Source organism: Streptomyces violaceus, from assembly GCF_036014075.1.
Lineage (GTDB): Bacteria > Actinomycetota > Actinomycetes > Streptomycetales > Streptomycetaceae > Streptomyces > Streptomyces violaceus.
The window spans coordinates 8030724-8049298 of sequence record NZ_CP107911.1 but is presented as its reverse complement, the minus strand read 5'-3'; the positions used below and the strand labels follow the sequence as shown (position 1 = coordinate 8049298).

Below are 18575 nucleotides of genomic sequence, written 5' to 3'. Positions count from 1 at the left end.
AGTCAAGTTCGTTCGGTGAAGTGGGAGATGGCTCACTGGACGTGCTCACCGGTGGCGCGAGGCCCTCACACCGCGTCCCCCAGCGCGGCGATCACATCGGCCTTGCGCGGCTGTCCGGTGGCCCGCCGCACCACCCGGCCGTCGGCGTCGAGGACCAGCACGGTCGGGGTCTTGAGGATGTCCAGCCGTCGTACGAGGTCCAGATGGGCCTCGGCGTCGATCTCGACGTGGGTCACGCCCGGGACCACGCCGGCGACCTCTCCGAGGACCCGCCGGGTCGCCCGGCAGGGCGCGCAGAACGCGCTGGAGAACTGCACGAGCGTGGCCCGCTCGCCGAGTTCCGCGCCCAGCTCCGCCGCATCGAGCCGCTTGCCGTCGTCCCGCCCGCGCACCCGCACCCTCCCGCTCCGCCGCCGTTGCAGCACTCCGTAGGCGCTCGCCGCCGCGAGCACCAGTACACACACCACCAGTCCGGTCATCACCTGCTTCAAGCGTTCACGAGACCGCAAAGATTCCCGCCACCGCAACGGGGCCGCGATGCGGAATGCTTGGTTCCCATGGACATCGATGCGAGAGGGCCGCGTTTCGGCGCGGCCGTGACGGCCGTCGTCCTGGCGGTCGTTCTGATCACGGGGAGCGCGTGGCTGCTGGCCTGGCAGACGCTGGCGTTCCTGCTCGGCGCGGCGGGCGGGGTGAGCCGGTCGCCGTACGGCCTGCTGTTCCGGAAGGCCGTACGGCCGCGGCTCGGGCCGCCGACCGACTTCGAGGCGCCCGAACCGCCGCGTTTCGCCCAGACGGTGGGTCTGCTCTTCGCCGGACTCGGGCTCGTCGGCTACACCCTGGGGCCCGACTGGCTGGGACTCGCGGCGACCGGCGCGGCGCTCGCGGCGGCCTTCCTGAACGCGGCATTCGGGTACTGCCTGGGCTGCGAGTTGTACCTGCTCGTCCGGCGGGTCGCGGTGCGCGCGGAGTAATACGGGCGTAAAAGCACGAGGTGGGGATCACGCGGCGACGTGACGAGAATCTCCTCCCCGGCGGGCACGAGGACTGGCTACCCGGCCGTTCTTCGGGCACGATCTGCGACAAGCCGTAAACCTACGGCTGCGTAACTTTCCGCTGGGAATCCCTTCCCAGGCAGAGCAGGAAGGGTCCGACCCGCCCATGGCAGAGCTCGTCTACCGTCCCGTCGTCGGTTTCGCCCGCACGCTGTTCAAGGTGTGGGACCTCAAGATCGACCTCCAGGGTTCGGAGAACATCCCGCGCTCGGGCGGCGCCGTGCTGGTGAGCAATCACATCAGCTACCTGGACTTCGTCTTCGACGGCCTGGCGGCCCTGCCGCAGAAACGTCTCGTACGTTTCATGGCGAAGGAGTCCGTCTTCCGGCACCGGGTCTCCGGTCCGCTGATGCGCGGCATGAAGCACATCCCCGTGGACCGCAAGCAGGGCGAGACGGCCTACGCGCACGCCCTGGACTCGCTGCGGTCGGGCGAGATCGTCGGGGTCTTCCCGGAAGCCACCATCTCACAGTCGTTCACGCTGAAGAGCTTCAAGTCGGGCGCCGCGCGCATGGCGCAGGAGGCCGGCGTCCCGCTCATCCCGATGGCCGTGTGGGGCACGCAGCGGCTGTGGACGAAGGGCCATCCCCGCAACTTCAAGCGCAGCCACATCCCCATCACGATCCGGGTCGGCGAGGCGATCGAGGCCTCCCGCGACAAGTACGCGGGTGCGATCACGCGTCAGCTGCGCGAGCGCGTCCAGGAGCTCCTCGAGGCCGCCCAGCGCGCCTACCCCGTACGTCCGAAGAACCCGGAGGACACCTGGTGGATGCCGGCCCACCTCGGCGGCACGGCACCGACGCCGGAGCAGGTGCGGGCGGCTGAGGCGCACTGACACCCCGGGGCGGTCGGCCCCGGCTCGGCTCCCGCCTCAGAGTGCGGTGGGGAGTGCCTGCCACAGGTGGGGCCGGTCGCGGGCCGATGTGAGGGTGTCGAGCACGGCCGGGTGCGGCGCGGCATACAGGACCGGACAATCCCTTTCACCGGACGCCGGATCGGGCGTGAAGGCGAGCCGTTCGCCATCGAGGGAGAACCGCGCGTCCACACCCGGCTTGTTACCCCGCGGGTCCTGCCGGTGCCACGCGCCGTCGAACCGCACGGCGACCAGACCGTGCACCACCTCCAGCTCCTGGTAGCACAGAGCGGTCGGGATGTCCTCGGCCCGCAGCAGCGCCGCGAGCGCGTGGGCCTTGGCGTAGCAGATGCCGGTGCGCTGTTCCAGGACATCGGAGGCGCGCCAGGTGACGCGGGGATCGCCCGAGTCCTGCGAGTGCGGAATGGTGTCGCGCACGAATGCGAAGGCCGCCCCCGCATACTCATACGAGTTCGCCACGCCCTCGGCCAGCTTGGCCGCCGTTCCGCGAACGAGCGGATGGTGATGGTCGATCACCTCGTCAGCGGCCAAGTAGGCAGAGAGATCTGGGTCTTCCTGGATCAGCTGCATGCGGACAGAGCATAGGGACGAGATCACCCGCGGGTCAATGCATTTTCGAGTGACCGTATATCTATGCAGCATCGGCAGAACGGCTGAAGACCGCCGCAACCACCTGCCCGACCACAACCCTCCCTCCCCCCCCCCCCCCCCCGCGCCACCGGTCTCGGCCTCCGCGGATCTGTCACTAGGGGGAAGACATGAAAGACCCACACCGCCTGCTCGGCGCCGCGCTCGTCTCCTGCGCCCTGGCTGCGACCGGAGTCGGGGCCGTGCCCGCGTACGCCATGGACAACCAGCTGTGGATCAGCGCACCGTACGAGACGGTGCTGCCCGGCGCGGACGCGAACGGTGACGCGCGTGCGCGCACCCTGGCCGTCCAGGTCAGCCGCGATGTCGCCGACGACCGCCTGCCGGCCGGGCAACTGACCGTCGACGTCAGCGAGATCGCCTCGTTCGCGCGGGTGTCGTGGCCCGCGAACTGCGCGCCCGAGTCGGAGGTCGAGGCGGTCTGCGCCGTCCCGGAGATGCCGGCGGGGACGGACAGCGTGCCGGCCGCCACGTTCGAACTGCGCGCGCTGCCGGGGGCGGACGTCAGCGCATCGGGGTACGTGCGCTACTCGGCCACCGCCGGAGAGGCGACGTCCCACCCGGGCGAGACCCGGGTCGGCGTGGGCAACGGGCCGGACCTCGGGCTCAGCCAGGCCGACCACCAACGAGACCTCAGGCCGGGCTCGCGGACGAGCGTGCGGGCGACGCTGTCCAACAGCGGCAACCGCACCGCGGAGCGCACCCTGCTGTGGCTCAACGCCTCGTACGGGCTGCGATTCACGGAGCGGCACGCGAACTGCGAGTACCGGGACCACGAAACCGGCACGTCCGCCCTGTGCGTGCTGGACGAGGCGGTGGCGCCCGGGCGGCAGTACGCGCTGACGACCGGACTGGGCGTCGGGCGCAAGGCGATGTACGAGCGGTTCGACCACTCCGTCCATCCCTACTCGGACGAGGCGCTCGCGGAGATGCGCGGCGAGTGGACGTGGACCCGGGGCACGGGGCCCGAGCTCGACCCGCGTCCGGTGGCCGCAGCCGGGGCCACGGTGGCGGATCCCGACATCGACCCTCAGGACAACTACGGGACCGTCATCCTCGACGCCCTGAACACCGCCGACCTGAAGCTCACCGGCAGCAGGGTGAGCGGTGACGCCGGGGACACGGTGACCGCTCGTGTCACCGTGCACAATCGCGGCCCGGCCTGGGTGGCGTCGCTGGGCGCGGGCGCGTCCGTGGCCACGGTGAGGTTCCGGGCGCCGGAAGGCACCACGGCCGTGGACCTGCCGGAGGAGCGCTGCTGGTCACTGCCGGAGGAGCCGGAAGGGGCAGCCGGCGCGACCTACTTCTGCCGGACGCCGATCCACCTGCACGACAAGGCGTCGTACACCTTCGAGATCCCCTTGCGGATCGACCGGGTGGTGCGCGGGGCACGCACCACCGTCGAGACCCTCAACGACGACCCGGAGCTGTCCATCAGGAAGTTCGACCCGAACCTGCGCAACAACAAAGCGGAGATCGTCGTCAACCGATGACCAGCACGGGTCAGCGGGCCATCTCCTCCTTCAGCGCCGCCACGAACGTCTCCACGTCCTCCTCGGTCGTGTCATAGGCGCACATCCAGCGGACGTCGCCCGCGGCCTCGTCCCAGAAGTAGAAGCGGAACCGCTTCTGCAGGCGCTCGCTCACCTCGTGCGGCAGGCGGGCGAACACCACGTTGGCCTGCACGGGGTAGAGGATCTCCACCCCGTGCACGGCGCGTACGCCCTCGGCGAGGCGCCGGCCCATCTCGTTGGCGTGCCGGGCGTTGCGCAGCCACAGGTCCCGGGCGAACAGAGCCTCCAGCTGCACCGACACGAAGCGCATCTTGGAGGCGAGCTGCATGGACAGCTTGCGCAGGTGCTTCATGTGGCTGACGGCGTCCTGGTTGAGGACGACGACGGCCTCGCCGAACAGGGCGCCGTTCTTCGTGCCGCCCAGCGAGAGGAGGTCGACGCCGGCGGCGTTGGTGAGCGTCCGCATCGGGACGTTCAGGGTGGCGGCGGCGTTGGCCAGCCGGGAGCCGTCCAGGTGCACCTTCATGCCGTGCGCGTGGGCGTGCTCGCAGATGGCGCGTATCTCGTCGGGCGTGTAGACCGTGCCCAGCTCGGTGGCCTGGGCGATCGAGACGACCTGCGGCATCGCACGGTGCTCGTCGTCCCAGCCGTACGCCTGCCGGTCGATCAGCTCGGGCGTGAGCTTGCCGTCCGGCGTGGGCACGGTGAGCAGTTTCAGGCCGCCGACCCGTTCGGGAGCCCCGCACTCGTCGACGTTGATGTGCGCGCTCTCGGCACAGATCACCGCGCCCCAGCGGTCGGTGACCGCCTGGAGGGCGACGACGTTCGCGCCGGTGCCGTTGAAGACCGGGAACGCCTCGGCGGTGGGGCCGAAGTGGCTGCGGACGACGCTCTGGAGGTTCTCGGTGTACGCGTCCTCGCCGTACGAGACCTGGTGCCCGCCGTTGGCCAGGGCCAGCGCGGCGAGCACCTCCGGGTGGGCGCCGGCGTAGTTGTCGCTGGCGAAACCGCGGACTTCCGGGTCGTGATGGCGGCGCGCGTCGGTCTTCGGCGGGTTCACGGCTTCTCGGTGAGCCACAGACGGTTTCCGTTCACTTCGGCGGCGGGCTTGTCCCAGACACCCACGACGGCTTCGGCCAGGTCCTTGACGTCGGTGAAGCCCGCGAACTTCGCGTTGGGTCGCTCGGCGCGCATCGCGTCGTGCACCAGCGCCTTCACCACCAGGATGGCAGCCGCCGAGGTCGGGCCCTCGGTGCCCCCGGCCTTGCGGAAGTAGTCGGCCATGGCCAGCGTCCACGCCTCGGCCGCCGCCTTGCCGGCGGCGTAGGCGGCGTTGCCCGCGGTGGGCTTGCTGGCGCCCGCGGCGCTGATCAGCACGTACCGGCCGCGGTCGCTGCGCTGGAGTGCCTCGTGGAAGGCGAGGGACGTGTGCTGCACGGTGCGTACCAGCAGCATCTCCAGGAAGTCCCAGTCGTCGAGGCTGGTCCTGGTGAAGGTCTCACTCCCGCGCCAGCCGCCGACCAGGTGGACCAGGCCGTCGACGCGGCCGAAGTCCTTCTCGATGCGGGTGGCCCAGTCGTGAGTCGCCCGCAGGTCGAGCAGATCGACCGTGTCACCGGTGACGGTGGCGCCGCCGGTCGCGTAGCTCGCCGCGTCCACCGCCTCCGCCAGCCGCTCCGGGTCGTTGTCCGAGCCGATGACGGTCGCACCCGCCTCGGCCAGTTTGAGCAGCGCGGCCCGGCCCGCGGGTCCACCCGCTCCGGCCACCGCGATCACCGCACCGCTGAGCGCCCCGTTCCCCGCCATGATCTTCGCCTCCTGTGCAGTGGTCCTGGTGTCGCGGTCGCTCACGCGGCGATCCGCTCGGCGCTGTCCGCCGTGATGCCCTTGGTGGAGGCGATCACGTTCTTCAGCTTCTTGGACAGTGCCTCATAGAACATGCTCAGCGGAAACTCGTCCGGAAGCACGTCATCGACGAGTTTGCGCGGCGGCTGCGTCACGTCCAGAGCCTCGGGACCCTTGGCCCACTTCGAGCCCGGGTGCGGGGAGAGGTACGTGGAGACCAGCTCGTATCCGGCGAACCAGTGGACGAGCTTGGGGCGGTCGATGCCGTCGCGGTACAGCTGCTCGATCTCGGCGCACAGCTGGTTGGTGACCTGCGGGGCACGCTCCCAGTCGATGGTGAGCTTGTTGTCGGTCCAGCGGACGACGTCGTGTTTGTGCAGGTAGGCGAAGAGGAGCTGGCCGCCGAGGCCGTCGTAGTTGCGCACGCGCTCGCCGGTGACCGGGAAGCGGAACATCCGGTCCAAGAGCACCGCGACCTGCACGTCACGGGCCTGCGGGACGCCCTCGGCGGACAGCTTCACGGCCTCCCTGAAGGCGGTGAGGTCGCAGCGCAGCTCCTCCAGGCCGTACATCCAGAACGGCTGCCGCTGCTTGATCATGAACGGGTCGAACGGCAGGTCGCCATGGCTGTGGGTGCGGTCGTGGACCATGTCCCACAGGACGAACGCCTCCTCGCAGCGCTTCTGGTCGTGGACCATCGCGGCGACGTCCTCGGGCAGCTCAAGGCCCAGGATGTCGACCGCGGCGTCGGTCACCCGGCGGAAGCGGGCGGCCTCGCGGTCGCAGAAGATGCCGCCCCAGCTGAACCGTTCGGGTGCCTCGCGCACGGCGATGGTCTCGGGGAACAGGACGGCGGAGTTGGTGTCGTAGCCGGCCGTGAAGTCCTCGAACTTGATGCCGCAGAACAGCGGGTTGTCGTAGCGGGTGCGCTCCAGTTCGGCCAGCCAGTCGGGCCAGACCATGCGCAGCACGACCGCTTCGAGGTTGCGGTCCGGGTTGCCGTTCTGTGTGTACATCGGGAAGACGACCAGGTGCTGGAGGCCGTCCGCGCGGCTCGCGGCGGGCTGGAAGGCCAGCAGGGAGTCGAGGAAGTCGGGCACCTCGAAGCCGCCGTCGGCCCACCGGCGCAGGTCCTTGACCAGGGCCTCATGGTAGGCGGCGTCGTGCGGGAGCAGCGGGGAGAGCTCCAGCACCGCGTCGGCCGCCCGGCGGACGGTCAGCTCGGCGTCGGCGAAATCCGGCGCGTCCTCGGTGTCGAAGTCGATGGACCCGTCCTTGGACTGCCATGGCCGGATCCGCTCCACGGCATCCTTGAGCACGGGCCATGCCGGGTGCTCCACCACCCTGGCCACGGGAGGAACCAGGTCCTCCGAACCCACCTGCACAAGAATTTCCGTCATGTCCCACCTTCCACGGGAGAATCTCGCGTACCCAGACCGTATACACACGAGGTTCCTCCCAGCAAGGGCGAGCTCGGGAAATTATCCTGCATCACCCTGGCCCCTACCGCATTTTTTCCTGTCGGCCATGCTTGTGCCCGGATGTACGCCGACCATGCCCTCGCCCTCTGCACAGGGCGGGTGCAGGCGATACGGTCCAGGTGGGCCGTAAGGCCCCCAGTGCCGCCTGTCGACGGAAGAGAGTCGCGTCTTGAACTTCCTCACCATCGGTCACCGCGGAGTCATGGGTGTGGAACCCGAGAACACCCTCCGATCCTTCGTCGCCGCCCAGGAGGCGGGTCTCGACGCCATAGAACTCGACCTGCATCTGAGCAAGGACGGCGCGCTCGTCGTGATGCACGACACCGACGTGGACCGCACGACCGACGGCAGCGGGCCCATCGCCGAGAAGACCCTCGCCGAGCTGCGCGCCCTGGACGCGGGCCGGGGTGAGCGGGTACCGGTCTTCGAGGAGGTCCTGGAAGCCGTCCAGACGCCGATCCAGGCGGAGATCAAGGACGCGCAGGCGGCGCGGGCCCTGGCCGAGGTGATGAACCGGCGCGGATTGGCCGGCCGGGTGGAGGTGTCCTCGTTCCACGACGAGGCGATCGCCGAGATCAAGCCACTCGTGCCAGGCGTGCGTACCGCGCTGATCGCCAGCCGCTACGGGACCGACATCGTGGACCGCGCCGTAGCGGTCGGCGCCGAGACCGTCTGCCTGAACATCCGCCGGCTCACCCTGGAGACCGTCGAGCGTGCGCGCAAAGCCGACCTGAAGATCATCGGCTGGGTGGTGAACACGCAGGATCATCTGCGGCTCGTCCGGGCGTTCGGTCTGGACGGCGCGACCACCGACCACCCGGACATCAAGCGCACGGGCCGTTTCACGGCCTAGGCCGTGAAACGGCCTAACCGCTAGCCGAGCTCCTTGATCAGCAGCTCGAACTTCAGGTCGTCGCGCTGCGGGACGCCGAAGCGCTCGTCGCCGTACGGGAAGGGGGTCATCCATCCCGTACGGCGGTAGCCGCGCCGCTCGTACCAGGCGATGAGGTCGTCGCGTACGGATATCACGGTCATGTGCATCTCCGTCACGCCCCACGTCGCGCGGGCCAGTCCCTCCGCCTCCGCGATGATCACCTTGCCGAGGCCCTCGCCCTGGAGCCGGGGGCTGACCGCGAACATCCCGAAGTAGGCGTGGTCCCCGCGGTGCTCGAGCTGGCAGCACGCGACGATCCGGCCCTCCCGCTCCACGGTCAGCAACCGGCTGTCGGGCGACTTGACGACGGCCAGCACGCCCTCCGGGTCCGTCCGCTGTCCTTCGAGAATGTCCGCCTCGGTGGTCCACCCGGCCCGGCTGTCGTCGCCCCGGTACGCCGACTCGATCAGCGCGACCAGCTCGTCCACGTCGGCGTCGGTGGCATCACGGAAGGTCAGTCCGGTGGCAGCGGTGTCCATGGGCGTACGTCTCCGTTTCGGGGCGTGGCTCGGGCATGGACGAGAGTAGCGCCGCCAGTAGGGCCTGCCCGATAAATCCCCGTCGTCCGCCCGCAGAGCAGGCGGGGATTTGTCGGGCAGGCCCTAGGCTCTCGTGCATGGTGCATGTACTCAGCAGCCGGATTCTGCTCCGCCCGTCCGACCCCGAGCGGTCCCGTGCCTTCTACGGCGATCAGCTCGGCCTCGCCGTCTACCGGGAGTTCGGCACGGGTCCCGAGCGCGGCACGGTCTACTTCACGGGCGGTGGCTTCCTCGAGGTCGCGGGCCGGTCCGAGACTCCCCCGTCGCCCGCCGTACGGCTGTGGTTCCAGGTCGACGACGTGGCCGCGGCGGAGGAGGAGCTGCGGTCGAAGGGCGTCGAGATCGTGCGGCCGCCGGTGAAGGAGCCGTGGGGCCTGGTCGAGATGTGGATCGCGGATCCGGACGGGACGCCGATCGTGCTGGTCGAGGTCCCGGCGGACCACCCGATGCGGTACCGGCCCGGCATCTGAGGTCACCCGGGGCGGTGCTCCCAGCCCCGGTCGGTACGGGTCAGCTCGCGAAAGCCCGCGCCAGCCAGGAGGTCGAGCCTGGTGCTGTCGGCGGCCATCTCGTAGGCGACGAGCCGGTCGACGCCGCACAGGCGGAGCCAGTCGGCGGCCTGGGCCAGCAGCCAGTGCTCCAGGCCGGTGCCGTACTGCGCGGGGTCGATGTGGAGGTTGCCGATGTCGGCCAGGCCCGCGGCACGGGCGTGCCTTTCCGGGCGGGCCAGGGCCGTGTCCACCTCGACGAAGCCGAGGGCCCGCGCGTCGGCGCAGGCCGTGAAACGGGTGCCGCACTCCCCCAGCGTGCGTTCGGCCGTGACGCCCGGCCGGGGTTCCTGCGCCGGCAGGTCGCTGACCGGGGCGATCAGGATGACCTCGGTGTCCCCGGTGTGCTGGAACCCCGCGCGTTCGTAGACGGCCCGGATGTGGGGCCAGTTGCGGGGCAGGCCGTAGACGAGCGGGGCGGGCAGTGCGCCGTCGGCGTACCGGACGCGGACGTTCCAGCGGGCGAGCTGCGCCAGGCACGCCCGCATCAGCAGGTCGGCGGCCCGGTCGGCGTCCGGCCAGTGCGACGCCGTCGGGCGGTGGACGAACCAGTTGATCTCGGCGATGTCCCGATAGGTCTCGCCGACCTCGGCATCGGCCCGGTAGCGCAGCAGATGGGCCGCGGCGACGACGCACCGGCGCTGCTCGGCGACGAGCGTCGTCCGCTCGGCCACCCACGGGTCCGTGATGAACTCGCCGGGCTGCCGCTCCAGGTCGCCGAGGACGGTGTTCACGGAGACGGAGACGCCGGGGACGACGGCCGCCACGTGCAAGTTGACCAGGTCGGTGAGCTGGTCGCGGTCGGCTCGGCGGAAGGGGCGCACCTCGAGTGCGGGCATGGGGTACCTCCGGGCAGATGAAGGAGCTGGAGGCCGCCACGCGGTGCGGTACGGGGTGAGGGTACGTCGGGGCCGGTGCGGCACACCAGTGGGGAGGGACGCATTCGGCCGACGGCCCGAGACGGTCCGCGTCAGGAGCCTTGCGGCTACTGCGTCATCCCCGCAGCGCGCCCAGGCGGCCCTCCAGCTGGCCGAGCAACTCTCCGAGCAGAGCTGCGAGTTCACCCTGTTCGGGGGCGTCCAGGCCGGACAGGACAGCTGTCTCGTAGGCGAGCTGGGCGGGCAGGACGTCGTCGACGACTGCGCGTCCGGCGTCGGTGAGTCGGAGGTGGGCGACGCGACGGTCACGGCTGTCGCTTCGGCGTTCCACCAGGCCGCGTTCGGCCAGCTGCTTGAGGCGTTTGGTGACGGCGGCACCCGAGGAGAAGGTCTCCCGGGCCAGCTCCCCGGGGGTCAGTTCGTGCCCGGTGCGGCGCAGCGCGCCCAGCAGGTCGAACTCCGGGCGGCTCAGACCCGCCCGGCGCAGCGGCGCGTCCTCGGCCTGCTGAAGGAGCGCGGCACAGCGGTTGATCCGGCCGATGACCTCCATCGGCCCGGTGTCGAGCCCGGGGTGCACGGCCCGCCACTGCCGAACGACTCCGGCAACGGTGTCACCCCGCCGGCCACCGGACGGGGCGCCTTCGACCGCGGGGGCCTCGTCGGCCGACTCCCCTGTGGCCGTACGGATGCCGTCGGCTGCCCGTCGGTCGGAGGAATGCTCCCCGATCGCGCGGGCCCCGCCGGCCGGGTCCCCTCCAGCCCTCCGCGCCCGGTCAGCCGCACGCCCCTCGGCGAGGTCGTCCCCCGCCCGGTGTGCCCCGCCCGTCGGCCGCGGCCCGGGTCCCGAGTCGTCCCCCGTGGGCGATGGCCCTTCCGTCGCCGTCATGGCCGTGCGTCCTCCGTCTCTGTGCCCGTGCCCCGGTCCGGGAGCAGCCCCTGGCGTCGTGCCGTAGCGGCGAGCGTACGGTGTCCGGACTGCTCGGCGAGCACGACCCGCTCCTGGGGCAGGGCGCGCTGCCACCATTCGCCGGCCGCGGCGTCGGCGGTGGCCCGCAGGTCGGCCAGGGCGACGGCGAGGCCGCGGCGGGCCGACTCCAGGGCGGCGGTGCCGGGGTCCGGCTCGGCCAGGAGGCGGGCGGCGTGCTCGCGGGCCCGGTCGGCGGCGGTCAGGGCCCGTTCGACCCGGTCGCCCGCGCGCCGGTTGGTGACGGCCACGGCGGCGAGGAAGCCGACCAGGGCGCCGACGACGGTGTCCACGACGCGCTCCGTCATCAGCTCGCCGGGCTCCTGGAATCCGGCGAACTCGGTGATGAGCAGCGCCATGGGCGTCACGCAGACACTGCCGAGCCAGTAGTTTCGGCTGATCAGCACCTCGGCGCCGAAGCTGAACGCGAGGCAGCACACCACCAGAACCGCCTGGCCCAGATGCGCGAGCGGAGCGACGGCCGCGAAGACGAGCACGCCGACGACGTTGCCGACGACCCGCTGGACGGCCCGGCTCCAGGTCAGGGCGATGTTGGCCTGGTAGAGCGAGGCCGCGGTGACCAGGGCCCAGTAGGGGCGGCCGATGCCGAGGGCGAGGGAGGCGTAGCCGGCGAGCGCGCAGCCGAGCGCGGTGCGCACCGCGAGCGGGGTCAGCGGGCCGAGCCGGGTCCACAGGGAGCGGGCCGCGTCCACACCGAGCAGTTCGTCGGCGGCCGCCCGCGGCAGACCGGCCTGCGGGACGGGCCCGGTACCGCGCAGCGCGCGGGCCCACGCACGCAGCCGGCCGGCATCCGACTCGGCCGGCGCCGCGAGAGCGACCTCGGCCCGCACGACGAGCCGTTCGAGGGCGCGCCGGGTCCGGGAAGGTGCGCCCGTGGACAGCAGTGACTGCCAGGCGGCCTGGACGGCGGCGTAGCCCGCGGCACGGGCCCGTGCGTGGCCCTCGCCGGTGCCACCCGTGTCGCCGTACGCGGCCGCGGCCTTCAGCGCGCTGGCGGTGGCGCGGCGCTCCGGGCCGTGCGGCCGGACCAGCGCGGGCGCCATGCAGACCAGCCAGGCCCAGGCACCCGTCGCGGCGGCCAGAGCGAGATGGCCGGGGACCTGGGCGAGGGTCTGCGGCGCGAACAGCGAGGCGGAGCTGACGAACGTGAGGACGACGTTGCCCGGCGGGCCGACGCGGGTGGCGTCGCACAGCACCTTCTGCGCGGCGGCCAGCAGGGCGCCGACCGTGACCAGCACGACGGCGCTGCCGGTGAGCGAGGCGGCGACCAGGGCGACGGCGAGCCCGCCGAGCATGCCGAGCACCACCCACACCAGGGCCCCGGCCCGGGCGGCGTAGGGGCGGTTGTGGGCGTACAGCGCGCACAGGGACCCGGCCATCGCGTACATCGCCAGGTCGAGCCGGCCGAGCGCCAGGAGGGTGAGGTTGGGCGGTGCGATCGCCGCGACCACGCTCAGCGCGGGCTTGAACCAGATCTCGGAGGGCCGGCCGACGCGCAGCACGCCCGCCAGCGGGAGACGCCGGGCGGGCGGGGAGGCGGGTGCGGGGTTCGCGCTGCTCATTCCCACAACATTAGCAGGTGTTTTACTCGTAAAACTTACGCGTGGGACAAGCCGCTCACCTGGCGTGCTCCGTCGAATGCCCCCCGTGTACACCCTTGCGCTCGCGTGCGCGCCGCATGGCCGGGGCATCGAATGACCGACTGTCGAGCGGGGAGGTGCGCGTGCACGGACCGGCTTCGTCCGGCTGGCTGCTGGTGGCGCTCTGCGCGGTGACCGGCGCCTACTGTCTGGTGCGGATGCGCAGCGGCGGCGAGGCGCTGATGGGTTTCGGGATGGCCGCGATGGCGGTTCCGGCGGCGGTGTTCACTCCGCCCTCGTGGGCCTGGCTCGCGTACGCGTTCGTGTTCGGGGCGGCCTCGGTACGCGCGCTGTGGGCGGCGCGGGCCGGGGCGCACCATCTCCATCACCTCGCGGGAGCCGGGGCGATGGTCTACATGTCCGTCGTCATGGCCGGCTCCCCCGCACACGCGCACGGTCAGGGCGGATCGGGAGTCCCGCTTCTGACGGGGGCGTTGCTGCTCTACTTCGCCGGATACGTGCTGCTGACCGGCGTCCGGCTGGTGCCGGTGACCGCCGTGGCCGGGAGCGGGGCCGGGCGTGGCGGGTCCGCCGGGTGGGGCGACCGGCCGGAGCTGGCGCGGGCGTGCCGGCTGTCCATGGGGATCGCGATGGTGGCCATGCTGCTGACGCTGTGAGCAGGACCGCCTCGTCGCACCGTACGGATCGCCGTATGGATCGCCGTACGGATCCGTTGCCTGCGTCACTTTGACGGCACAAGCCGTACCCCTGGGCGGCGCCGCGCTCATAGGCTGCCTCCCATGATGCTCCCCGCGGCGCTGTTGCTGCTCGGCGCCCTGACCGCCGTGGTGGCTCCCCGGCTGCTCGCCCGGGCGGACTGGCCGGACCGTGAGCCGGTGGTGGCGCTGTGGGTGTGGCAGTGCGCGGTGGCGACCGTACTCGTGTGCTGTGCGCTGTCGATGACGCTCAGCGCGGCGGCGGCCTGGCACGCGGTCGGCGGGCAGGTCTTCGCGACGGCGCCGAGTGCCGCCGTCGAGGCCTACGCCCTCGGTACGGCGGGCCCTTGGGCGGCGACCACCGCGGTCGCGCTGGCCTGCGGGGGTCTGTGGAGCGCGGCGATGCTGGTCCGCGAGGTCGGCCGGGCACGCGCCCGGCGCCGCCGCCGGCGTGCCGACCTTCTGGTCCGGGCCCCGCTGCTGCCGGGCGAGGTGACCGTGTCAGGCCGGCTCGTCGTCCTGGAAAGCGAGCGGCCCGACGCCTGGTGGCTGCCCGGCGCCCCGCCGCAACTGGTCGTCACCACCGCGGCGTTGCGCCGGCTGAAGGGCCGGCAGCTGGATGCCGTACTCGCCCATGAGCAGGGGCACGCACGGGCCCGGCACGACTGGCTGCTGAACTGTTCCTCCGCCCTGGCGGGCGGCTTTCCGCAGGTGCCGGTGTTCGCCGCGTTCCGCGACGAGATGCACCGCCTGGTCGAACTCGCCGCCGACGACACGGCCTCCCGCCGTTTCGGCCGTCTGACCACGGCCCTGGCCCTGGTGGAACTGAACGAGCACCGCGGTGTGTTCGGTCCCTGCCCGACGCCGCAGGCCCATGTCCCGGCGCGGGTGCACCGCTTGCTCACTCCCCCGGACCGACTGACCGCGGCACGGCGCCTGCGGCTGACGGCGGCGGCCGCGCTGGTGCCCGTGGTGCCGGTGCTGCTGGCGTTCGTACCGGGGCTGCGGGCGCTGGGATAGCCGGCGCGTGTGACACGGGCGCCGCGGGCCTCGGGGTGGCCGAAGCACGTGGTCTCCGCGGCCGAAGATCGCCACCGTACTGGATCCGGACCCCCCGGTTCGGCGAGGATCGCATCATGCACACCCCGTCCATCGACTCCCCGCCCCGTCCGGAGCACCGCACCGCCGCCGGTTCCGCCGGTGTCCTGGCCCTGTGCTCGGCTCTGCTGCTGACCCTCGTCGCGGCCAGATGGAGCCCGTTGATCACCACGGACGGAGACATCTCCGGCACCACCCACCGCTGGGCGGTCGGCGAACCCGGCATCACCCAGACGTTCCGCATCCTCACGGACTGGGTGTGGGATCCGTGGACGATGCGTCTGCTGTGCGCGGTCGTCGTCGTGTGGCTCGTCGTGCGGTTGGCGGCACGCTGGACGGCGGTGTGGCTGGCGCTGGCCGTCACGCTGGGCACGCTGCTGCAGCAGGCTCTCAAGGCGGCTGTGGACCGTCCCCGGCCGGTCTGGCCCGACCCCGTCGACTCGGCCCACTATTCGGCCTATCCGTCGGGCCACGCCATGAGCGCCACGGTCGTGTGCGGCCTCCTCCTGTGGCTCCTGCACCGTCACGGTGTGAGCCGTGCCGTGTGGCGTACGGCCCTGATCGTGGCCGTCGTCTCCGTGATCGGGGTCGGACTGACCCGCGTCTGGCTGGGCGTGCACTGGCCGTCGGATGTGCTGGGCGGCTGGCTGCTGGGCGCGATGGTGGTGGCCCTGGCGGTGTGGGTGCACCAGCGCCGGCATCCGTGAAAACCCGCGGGAGCGAGACGCGCCCTCGTAGGATCACCCCATGACCGCCGTGCTGTTCGACTTCTCCGGGACCCTCTTCCGCGTCGAGTCCACTGATTCTTGGCTGCGCGGCACCCTGGCCGCCTCCGCCGTCCGGCTCGCTGAGGCGGAGGTGACCGCCGCGGCGCGGGCGCTGGAGGCCGCGGGGGCGCTGCCGGGCGGTGGTGGCCCCGCGCGAGTGCCGGAGGAACTGGCCGGCGCCTGGCAGATCCGGGACCAGAGCGCCGAGCTGCACCGGGCCGCGTACACCGGCGTCTCCCGCCAAGTCACGCTGCCCGACCCGACGTTGCACGACGCGCTGTACGAGCGCCACATGAACCCGGCCGCGTGGGCCCCGTACCCGGACGCCGTCGAGGTGCTCGGCACGCTGCGCGAGCGGGGTATCCCGGTCGGGGTGGTCAGCAACATCGGCTGGGACCTGCGCCCTGTCTTCCGCGCGCACGGCCTGGATCCCTACATCGACGTGTACGTCCTGTCGTACGAGCACGGCATCCAGAAGCCCGACCCCCGGCTGTTCGCCACCGCCTGCGAGGCGCTGGGCGCCGATCCGCGCCGGACGCTCATGGTCGGCGACGACCGCAGGGCGGACGGCGGCGCCACGGCCCTGGGCTGCGGGGTGCACTTCGTGGACCATCTGCCGGTGGCCGACCGGCCGGACGGGCTGCGGCCGGTCCTGGATCTGGTGAGCTGAGGGCCGCACCGCCGGATCAAGCAGCCCGGAGCGCCCAGCCGGTCCTCTGCTCGCCCGCCTCGGACGATCCCCCGTGTCGCCCGAGGCAGACGGCATCCCCGGCTGGGACCGCGCGGCCCCGGCCGGACACTCCGAGTATAGTTGGCTGGCAGCCAGTCAACGCAGGAGTTACAGCATGTCCCCGCGCAGCGCCTCGGTCAATGAAGAGTTGCGGAGACGTTCGAAGGAGCGGCTTCTGCGGGCGGCGGTCGAGCTGGTCGACGAGCGCGGGTTCGAGGCGACGACGCTCGGCGACATCGCCGACCGGGCGGGTTCGGCGCGCGGTCTGGTCTCGTACTACTTCCCCGGCAAGCGCCAACTCGTGCAGTCCGCCGTGCACCGGCTGATGCATCGCACGCTGGAGGAGGCGCTGGAGCGCGAGCCGCGCACCGAGGACGGCCGGGAGCGGATGGCGCGGGCCATCGACGCCATCCTGGGCCTGGCCGGGGAGCGGCCCGCGCTGATGCGCCAGCACATGGCCGGGCTGCTGCAGGCCGAGGGCTTCGTGCCCTGCCCGGAGCAGCGACGGCTGGCCGAACTGCTGCGGGACACCGTCGCCCGGCTCGGGTCGCGGGACGTCGACAGCGACTATCCGATGCTGCGCGCCCTGCTGATGGGTGCCATGTACGCGGCGCTGGTGCCGGGGGCGCCGATGCCGGTCCCGGTGCTGCGGGCCGAGTTGTTCAGGCGCTACCGGCTCGACCGGGAGCTGGGCATCCCGCCGGAGACCGGAGCCTCCGACGGGACGGGTGACAGGGGTCTGTCGCGGTTCTTCGCGACCGGGGCCGCACCGGAGTACGGCCCGGAGGGTCAGTCGAAGTAGTCCGGCTGCGTCTGGACGTTGAGTTCACGCAGGTGGACCCGGCGGGCCGGGTCCGTGCGCCGGTCGTCGATCTTCAGGACATCGAAGCCCCTGGCGTACTCGTTCGACCAGATGTAGCCGTTGTAGTAGTACGCCGACCATGAGCCGCCCGACTTGATCGTGTCCGTGGTCAGCGGGCCGCGGTCGAAGTAGGCGATCTCCTTCGGCTTGGCCGAGTCGGTGAAGTCCCAGACGGAGACACCGCCCTGGTACCAGCCCTGGACCATCAGGTCCTTGCCCTTCACCGGGATCAGCGAGCCGTTGTGGGCCACGCAGTTCTCGGTGTCCGCCTGGTGGCGGGGGATCTTGAAGTAGCTGCGGAAGACGAGCTTGCGCTTGTCCCCCTTGCCGACGATGTCGTAGATGCCGTCGGCGCCGCGGTTCGGTCCGATCTCCGCGTTGCAGGTGGCCGCGCCGCCGCCGCCCAGCTCATCGGTGAAGACGACCTTGTCGGCCTTCTGGTTGAAGGTCGCCGAGTGCCAGAACGCGAAGTTGACGTTGTCCTGGACGCGGTCGATGACCTTCGGGCGCTCCGGGTCCTTGACGGAGAACAGGATGCCGTCGCCCATGCAGGCGCCCGCGGCCAGGTCGTTCGACGGCAGCACGGTGATGTCGTGGCAGCCGGTGGTCTTGGAGACGCCCGGGTTGGTGGGTCCGCCCGGGTTGCCGCCGCCGTCCGGCCCCTCACCGGGGAACAGCACGGGGAAGCCCATGACCTTCGCCTTCTCGGGGGCGTTGCGCGGCACCTTGATGACGGAGATGCCGTCGTGCGGCGGCCGGCAGTCGGGGTAGGCGGCGTTCGGCGCGTACGAGGAGACGTACACGTAGACGTTCCGGCGCTCGGGCACCAGCGTGTGGGTGTGCGAGCCGCAGGCGGTCTCGACGGCGGCGACGTACCTGGGGTTGCGCTTGTCGCTGATGTCGAAGACCTTCATGCCCTCCCACGAGGACTTCTCGGTCGCAGGCTGGGTGGTGCTGGTGCAACTGCTGTCGCTGCGCGAGGAGTCGGTGGACAGGAACAGCAGGTCGCCGGAGACGGAGATGTCGTTCTGCGAGCCGGGGCACAGCACCTGGGAGACGGTCCTCGGTGCCTTGGGGTTGCTGATGTCGAAGATGCGGAAGCCGTCGTAGTTGCCCGCGAACGCGTACCTGCCCTGGAAGGCGAGGTCCGAGTTCGTGCCCCGAAGCACGTCCTTGGGGACGTGGGCCAGGTGCTGGATGTTGTCGGAGTGGACGATCTCGTCCTGGCCGGGTATCTCGCCGTTCTCGATGGCCTCACGGACCTCGGCCTGGGCGCTCTCGGAGACCTTCTTCGATGCGGGCGGCGCGTCCCCCGGGTCGGGGGTGGCTCCTGCCGGTGCCGCCGTGAGGAGCGCGGCCAGCAGTCCACCGGCGGCCGCGACGACGCCCAGGCGTCTGCGGCGTGTTCTGCGGTCGTTCAACAGGATCACTGTTTTCCTCCCTGGTTCCGTTCACTGCGGAACGGTTCACGCACCACGCAGTATCGTCTTCGTCATGCACATACCAACAGAGGGCAACAGA

General features: G+C 71.5%; 20 protein-coding genes. 10 read left to right on the top strand and 10 right to left on the bottom strand.

Annotated elements, in window-relative coordinates:
- Nucleotides 1–65 precede the first annotated feature (65 nt).
- Nucleotides 66–479: a thioredoxin family protein gene (locus tag OG542_RS36275; protein WP_328418248.1), complete on the bottom strand. Its 414-nt coding sequence runs from the start codon at nucleotides 477–479 to the stop codon at nucleotides 66–68.
- A gap of 78 nt (nucleotides 480–557) precedes the next feature.
- Here OG542_RS36275 and OG542_RS36270 point away from each other — a divergent pair, with 78 nt between their 5' ends.
- Both OG542_RS36270 and OG542_RS36265 read left to right on the top strand, forming a co-directional pair.
- Nucleotides 558–974 carry a DUF4395 domain-containing protein gene (locus OG542_RS36270; protein WP_328416523.1) on the top strand — a complete coding sequence of 139 codons (417 nt, stop codon included), beginning with the start codon at nucleotides 558–560 and terminating at the stop codon, nucleotides 972–974.
- 187 nt (nucleotides 975–1161) lie between these two features.
- Nucleotides 1162–1890 carry a lysophospholipid acyltransferase family protein gene (locus OG542_RS36265; RefSeq protein ID WP_193478536.1) on the top strand — a complete coding sequence of 243 codons (729 nt, stop codon included), beginning with the start codon at nucleotides 1162–1164 and terminating at the stop codon, nucleotides 1888–1890.
- 36 nt (nucleotides 1891–1926) lie between these two features.
- On the opposite strand, the gene OG542_RS36260 is transcribed toward OG542_RS36265, so the two are convergent.
- Nucleotides 1927–2499 carry a transglutaminase domain-containing protein gene (locus OG542_RS36260; RefSeq protein WP_328416521.1) on the bottom strand — a complete coding sequence of 191 codons (573 nt, stop codon included), beginning with the start codon at nucleotides 2497–2499 and terminating at the stop codon, nucleotides 1927–1929.
- A 188-nt stretch (nucleotides 2500–2687) separates the two neighbouring features.
- On the opposite strand from OG542_RS36260, the gene OG542_RS36255 reads away from it, so the two are divergent.
- On the top strand, nucleotides 2688–4070 hold the full coding sequence (locus tag OG542_RS36255) for a COG1361 family protein (protein ID WP_328416519.1): 1383 nt from the start codon (nucleotides 2688–2690) through the stop codon (nucleotides 4068–4070).
- Nucleotides 4071–4080: 10 nt separating this feature from the next.
- Here the strand turns inward: OG542_RS36255 and OG542_RS36250 are convergent, their stop codons facing one another.
- The 3 genes from OG542_RS36250 to OG542_RS36240 are packed head-to-tail and all read right to left on the bottom strand — an operon-like array spanning nucleotide 4081 to nucleotide 7336.
- The gene (locus OG542_RS36250; RefSeq protein ID WP_193478533.1) at nucleotides 4081–5151 is read right to left on the bottom strand and encodes a threonine aldolase family protein; all 1071 of its coding nucleotides are present in this window, start codon (nucleotides 5149–5151) and stop codon (nucleotides 4081–4083) included.
- On the bottom strand, nucleotides 5148–5897 hold the full coding sequence (locus OG542_RS36245) for an SDR family oxidoreductase (protein ID WP_193479028.1): 750 nt from the start codon (nucleotides 5895–5897) through the stop codon (nucleotides 5148–5150). The genes OG542_RS36250 and OG542_RS36245 overlap by 4 nt, the downstream gene beginning before the upstream one ends.
- A gap of 41 nt (nucleotides 5898–5938) precedes the next feature.
- Nucleotides 5939–7336: a DUF6421 family protein gene (locus OG542_RS36240; protein ID WP_328416515.1), complete on the bottom strand. Its 1398-nt coding sequence runs from the start codon at nucleotides 7334–7336 to the stop codon at nucleotides 5939–5941.
- A 250-nt stretch (nucleotides 7337–7586) separates the two neighbouring features.
- On the opposite strand from OG542_RS36240, the gene OG542_RS36235 reads away from it, so the two are divergent.
- The gene (locus OG542_RS36235; protein ID WP_311129897.1) at nucleotides 7587–8270 is read left to right on the top strand and encodes a glycerophosphodiester phosphodiesterase; all 684 of its coding nucleotides are present in this window, start codon (nucleotides 7587–7589) and stop codon (nucleotides 8268–8270) included.
- A gap of 20 nt (nucleotides 8271–8290) precedes the next feature.
- On the opposite strand, the gene OG542_RS36230 is transcribed toward OG542_RS36235, so the two are convergent.
- Nucleotides 8291–8830, bottom strand: a complete 540-nt coding sequence (locus OG542_RS36230) for a GNAT family N-acetyltransferase (protein WP_328416512.1) — start codon at nucleotides 8828–8830, stop codon at nucleotides 8291–8293.
- Between the two features lie 137 nt (nucleotides 8831–8967).
- Between OG542_RS36230 and OG542_RS36225 the strand changes: the two genes are divergently transcribed.
- The gene (locus OG542_RS36225) at nucleotides 8968–9360 is read left to right on the top strand and encodes a VOC family protein (protein ID WP_328416509.1); all 393 of its coding nucleotides are present in this window, start codon (nucleotides 8968–8970) and stop codon (nucleotides 9358–9360) included.
- A 2-nt stretch (nucleotides 9361–9362) separates the two neighbouring features.
- Here OG542_RS36225 and OG542_RS36220 read toward each other — a convergent pair whose 3' ends face one another.
- The 3 genes from OG542_RS36220 to OG542_RS36210 form a co-directional block, all read right to left on the bottom strand.
- The gene (locus OG542_RS36220; protein WP_328416507.1) at nucleotides 9363–10277 is read right to left on the bottom strand and encodes a GNAT family N-acetyltransferase; all 915 of its coding nucleotides are present in this window, start codon (nucleotides 10275–10277) and stop codon (nucleotides 9363–9365) included.
- Nucleotides 10278–10431: 154 nt separating this feature from the next.
- Nucleotides 10432–10893: a MarR family winged helix-turn-helix transcriptional regulator gene (locus OG542_RS36215; protein WP_311130514.1), complete on the bottom strand. Its 462-nt coding sequence runs from the start codon at nucleotides 10891–10893 to the stop codon at nucleotides 10432–10434.
- A gap of 305 nt (nucleotides 10894–11198) precedes the next feature.
- Nucleotides 11199–12863: an FUSC family protein gene (locus OG542_RS36210; protein ID WP_328416505.1), complete on the bottom strand. Its 1665-nt coding sequence runs from the start codon at nucleotides 12861–12863 to the stop codon at nucleotides 11199–11201.
- 161 nt (nucleotides 12864–13024) lie between these two features.
- On the opposite strand from OG542_RS36210, the gene OG542_RS36205 reads away from it, so the two are divergent.
- The 5 genes from OG542_RS36205 to OG542_RS36185 all read left to right on the top strand — a co-directional run bounded on the left by OG542_RS36205 (nucleotide 13025) and on the right by OG542_RS36185 (nucleotide 16994).
- Nucleotides 13025–13558, top strand: a complete 534-nt coding sequence (locus OG542_RS36205) for a DUF5134 domain-containing protein (RefSeq protein ID WP_328416503.1) — start codon at nucleotides 13025–13027, stop codon at nucleotides 13556–13558.
- A gap of 123 nt (nucleotides 13559–13681) precedes the next feature.
- Nucleotides 13682–14617: a M56 family metallopeptidase gene (locus OG542_RS36200; RefSeq protein WP_328416501.1), complete on the top strand. Its 936-nt coding sequence runs from the start codon at nucleotides 13682–13684 to the stop codon at nucleotides 14615–14617.
- A gap of 116 nt (nucleotides 14618–14733) precedes the next feature.
- Nucleotides 14734–15402, top strand: coding sequence for a phosphatase PAP2 family protein (locus OG542_RS36195; RefSeq protein ID WP_311129903.1), 669 nt, complete (start codon nucleotides 14734–14736; stop codon nucleotides 15400–15402).
- Nucleotides 15403–15442: 40 nt separating this feature from the next.
- Nucleotides 15443–16132, top strand: a complete 690-nt coding sequence (locus OG542_RS36190; protein ID WP_328416498.1) for an HAD family hydrolase — start codon at nucleotides 15443–15445, stop codon at nucleotides 16130–16132.
- Between the two features lie 175 nt (nucleotides 16133–16307).
- On the top strand, nucleotides 16308–16994 hold the full coding sequence (locus OG542_RS36185) for a TetR/AcrR family transcriptional regulator (RefSeq protein WP_328416496.1): 687 nt from the start codon (nucleotides 16308–16310) through the stop codon (nucleotides 16992–16994).
- Here the strand turns inward: OG542_RS36185 and OG542_RS36180 are convergent.
- Nucleotides 16982–18484, bottom strand: coding sequence for an LVIVD repeat-containing protein (locus OG542_RS36180; protein ID WP_328416494.1), 1503 nt, complete (start codon nucleotides 18482–18484; stop codon nucleotides 16982–16984). The two genes, OG542_RS36185 and OG542_RS36180, sit on opposite strands and share 13 nt — an antisense overlap.
- Between the last annotated feature and the right edge of the window lie 91 nt (nucleotides 18485–18575).

Excerpts from the sequence above, each read along its gene's own strand:
- OG542_RS36260 (WP_328416521.1), bottom strand. The coding sequence starts at position 2,499 with ATGCAGCTGATCCAGGAAGACCCAGATCTCTCTGCCTACTTGGCCGCT.
- OG542_RS36255 (WP_328416519.1), top strand. The coding sequence starts at position 2,688 with ATGAAAGACCCACACCGCCTGCTCGGCGCCGCGCTCGTCTCCTGCGCC.
- OG542_RS36240 (WP_328416515.1), bottom strand. The coding sequence starts at position 7,336 with ATGACGGAAATTCTTGTGCAGGTGGGTTCGGAGGACCTGGTTCCTCCC.
- OG542_RS36275 (WP_328418248.1), bottom strand. The coding sequence starts at position 479 with ATGACCGGACTGGTGGTGTGTGTACTGGTGCTCGCGGCGGCGAGCGCC.
- OG542_RS36270 (WP_328416523.1), top strand. The coding sequence starts at position 558 with ATGGACATCGATGCGAGAGGGCCGCGTTTCGGCGCGGCCGTGACGGCC.
- OG542_RS36245 (WP_193479028.1), bottom strand. The coding sequence starts at position 5,897 with ATGGCGGGGAACGGGGCGCTCAGCGGTGCGGTGATCGCGGTGGCCGGA.
- OG542_RS36230 (WP_328416512.1), bottom strand. The coding sequence starts at position 8,830 with ATGGACACCGCTGCCACCGGACTGACCTTCCGTGATGCCACCGACGCC.
- OG542_RS36190 (WP_328416498.1), top strand. The coding sequence starts at position 15,443 with ATGACCGCCGTGCTGTTCGACTTCTCCGGGACCCTCTTCCGCGTCGAG.
- OG542_RS36200 (WP_328416501.1), top strand. The coding sequence starts at position 13,682 with ATGATGCTCCCCGCGGCGCTGTTGCTGCTCGGCGCCCTGACCGCCGTG.
- OG542_RS36195 (WP_311129903.1), top strand. The coding sequence starts at position 14,734 with ATGCACACCCCGTCCATCGACTCCCCGCCCCGTCCGGAGCACCGCACC.
- OG542_RS36265 (WP_193478536.1), top strand. The coding sequence starts at position 1,162 with ATGGCAGAGCTCGTCTACCGTCCCGTCGTCGGTTTCGCCCGCACGCTG.
- OG542_RS36220 (WP_328416507.1), bottom strand. The coding sequence starts at position 10,277 with ATGCCCGCACTCGAGGTGCGCCCCTTCCGCCGAGCCGACCGCGACCAG.
- OG542_RS36185 (WP_328416496.1), top strand. The coding sequence starts at position 16,308 with ATGTCCCCGCGCAGCGCCTCGGTCAATGAAGAGTTGCGGAGACGTTCG.
- OG542_RS36225 (WP_328416509.1), top strand. The coding sequence starts at position 8,968 with ATGGTGCATGTACTCAGCAGCCGGATTCTGCTCCGCCCGTCCGACCCC.
- OG542_RS36210 (WP_328416505.1), bottom strand. The coding sequence starts at position 12,863 with ATGAGCAGCGCGAACCCCGCACCCGCCTCCCCGCCCGCCCGGCGTCTC.